At 72.3% G+C, this 2,929-nt stretch carries 1 protein-coding gene; it reads left to right on the top strand.

Going from position 1 to position 2,929, the window contains the following annotated elements; translation table 11 throughout:
• Positions 1-296 precede the first annotated feature (296 nt).
• Positions 297-2,858: a LamG-like jellyroll fold domain-containing protein gene (locus tag ACFT2C_RS29005; RefSeq protein WP_377210568.1), complete on the top strand. Its 2,562-nt coding sequence runs from the start codon at positions 297-299 to the stop codon at positions 2,856-2,858.
• Positions 2,859-2,929: the final 71 nt, after the last annotated feature.

Raw genomic sequence — 2,929 nt, 5'->3', positions numbered from 1 at the left:
TCTCCGGAAGCCACCCGCCCGGCGTCGTCGTGCGGGGCCACGATTGTCCACGGTTTTTTGCCGCATTGAAATGGCGGAAATGAGGGTAGGCGACGCCGCTGCCCGCCGCTACGGTGATGCCTGGCAACGTAGCCAGTAGTGCTCTGACCAGGAAGGTGACGCCGATGTCGCTAGCAAGGTCGCACCGCAGACAGCTCTCCGCCACCCCCGTACCAGCCACAGCTCGACCCCTTGCCCGACCCCTTGCCCGACCCCTTGCCCGACCCCTTGCCCGACGCCGGGTCGGCGCGGCGTTCGTGGCACTCGCCACCGGCGCCGTGCTCGCCGTCGTGCCGGGTACCTCCGCACCGGCCGCCACCGGGCCCGACGGCGACCAGGCCGCGTGGCCGGTCACCGACGCGCACCTGCCGACGCCGTGGACCGAGGAGGTCACGCCGGACAACGCGCTGCCGGAGTACCCCCGCCCCCAGCTCACCCGCGACCGCTGGGCGAACCTCAACGGGCTCTGGGAGTTCGCCGGGGCCGCGGAGGGCGAGGCGCCGCCCTTCGGCGAGACCCTCGCCGAGGACATCCTGGTGCCCTACCCGACGGAGTCCGAGCTGTCGGGCATCGACCGGCACGAGGACCACATGTGGTACCGCCGCACGGTCACGGTGCCGAACACCTGGCGCACGTCGGGCCAGCGGGTGCTGCTCAACTTCGGCGCCGTGGACCACGCCGCGACAGTGTGGGTGAACGGGCAGGAGGTAGCCCACCACGAGGGCGGGTACGGCCGGTTCTCGGCGGACGTCACGGACGCCCTGACGGCGTCGGGCCCGCAGGAGGTGCTGGTCGGCGTCACCGACCGCACCGACGCCACCTGGCAGCCCGTCGGCAAGCAGCGCAACGTCCCCGACCGCGGCATCTTCTACGAGGGCGCCTCCGGGATCTGGCAGACGGTCTGGATGGAGCCGGTCGCCGGCGCCCACGCCGAGCGGCTGGACATGACCACCGACGTCGACACGAGCACCCTGACCCTCACCGTGGACGGCAGCGACGCCGCTGCGGGCCGCAGGGTCGACGTCGTCGTGCGCAGGGGGAGCGCGGCGTCCGACGCCGATCGTGCGGCGACGGGCGCGCAGGGCGGTATGGGTGCGGAGGGCGGTATGGGCGCGGAGGGCGGGGAAGGGACAGCCGTGGCGCGCGCCACCGGCGTCGTCGGCGACGAGGTCTCGGTGCGCGTGCCCCGTGCCCACCTGTGGACGCCGGACGACCCGTACCTCTACGACCTCCAGGTGTACGTCCGGGACGCGCGCGGCCGGGTCGTCGACACGGTGGGCTCCTACTTCGGCATGCGCGAGATCGGGATCGCGAAGGGCAAGGACGGGCGCAACCACGTCACGCTCAACGGCGAGATCCTGTTCCTGCTGTCCACGCTCGACCAGGGCTACTGGCCCGACGGTATCTACACCGCGCCGACGGACGAGGCCCTCGCGTTCGACCTGGTGGGGCACAAGGAGCTCGGCTTCAACACGGTGCGCAAGCACATCAAGGTCGAGCCGGACCGCTGGTTCTACCACGCCGACCGGCTCGGGCTGCTGGTGTGGCAGGACATGCCGGCGATGAAGCCCGGCCGCCCGCCGGTCGAGGCGCAGGAGCGCTTCGAGCGCGAGCTGCACGAGATGGTCGACCAGAACTCGAGCTGGACCTCCGTGATCGGCTGGGTGCCGTTCAACGAGGGCTGGGGCGAGTGGTCCAGGGACGCGACCGGGCGGATCGCCCGGGAGGTCAAGGCGCAGGACCCGACGCGGCTGGTGAACGCGCACTCCGGCGTGAACTGCTGCGACTCGCTGGGGGACAGTGGCGCGGGCGACGTCCTCGACTGGCACCAGTACGTAGGCCCGGCCCAGCCGGTGCCGGACGCGACCCGCGCGTCGATCGACGGCGAGCACGGCGGCTTCGGCCTCGAGGTGGACAGGCACATGTGGTTCGACGACGGCCACGCGTACGAGATGACGCCCGACGCCGCCACGCTCACCCGCCGCTACGTCCAGAACCAGGAGGACGTGCTCACGTCGGCGCAGCAGTGCGGCATCAGCGGGTCGATCTACACGCAGATCACCGACGTCGAGCACGAGGTCAACGGGTTCTTCACCTACGACCGCCAGGTCGAGAAGATGGACTTCGGCCAGGTGCGGGCCGTCAACGAGTCGATCATCGCGGGCGCCGACGGCACGGGCGGCGAGCCGCCGGTGGTCGACCCGGGCACGCCCGGCCTGGCCGGCGTGCACGCCTGGGGCTTCGACGAGGGATCGGGCACCGTGGCGGCGGACGGCGTCGGCGACGCCGACGCGACCCTGACCGGCGCCACCTGGACCGACGGCCTGGCGGGCGGCGGCCTGTCGTTCGACGGCGCCGGCGAGGCCGACACAGGACAGTCCCTGGTGCGCACGGGCGGCTCCTACAGCGTCTCGGCCTGGGCCAGGCTGGACGTGGCCGACGGCGGCTTCCAGACCGTGGTCAGCCAGGACACCGGGAGCAACAGCGCGTTCTTCCTGCAGTACTCGGGGCAGGACCAGCGCTGGGCGATGAGCTTTGTTGGCACGCGTGCACTCTCGCCCACCAAGCCCGTCCCGGGCCAGTGGTACCACCTGACGGGCGTGCGCGACGCCGAGGCCGGCACCCTGTCGCTCTACGTGGACGGCGAGCTGGTCGCCACCAAGGGCGTCTGCACCGCGCCGGACACCGAGGGCTCCCTCGTGATCGGCCGGGGCCAGTACGGCGGCAACGAGGTGGACCACCTGCGGGGTGACGTCGACGACGTCCGGGTCTTCGACCGGGCGCTGTCCGACGCCGAGGTCGCGGAGCTCGCCGGCTGACCCGCTGTCCGGTCGGGGTCCGGGCATGACGACGGCGGTGGGTCACCTCGCGAGGTGACCCACCGCCCGCA

It is taken from the genome of Promicromonospora sp. NPDC057138 (assembly GCF_042670845.1).
Taxonomy (GTDB): domain Bacteria; phylum Actinomycetota; class Actinomycetes; order Actinomycetales; family Cellulomonadaceae; genus Promicromonospora.
This window is presented reverse-complemented; position numbering and strand designations above follow the sequence as displayed.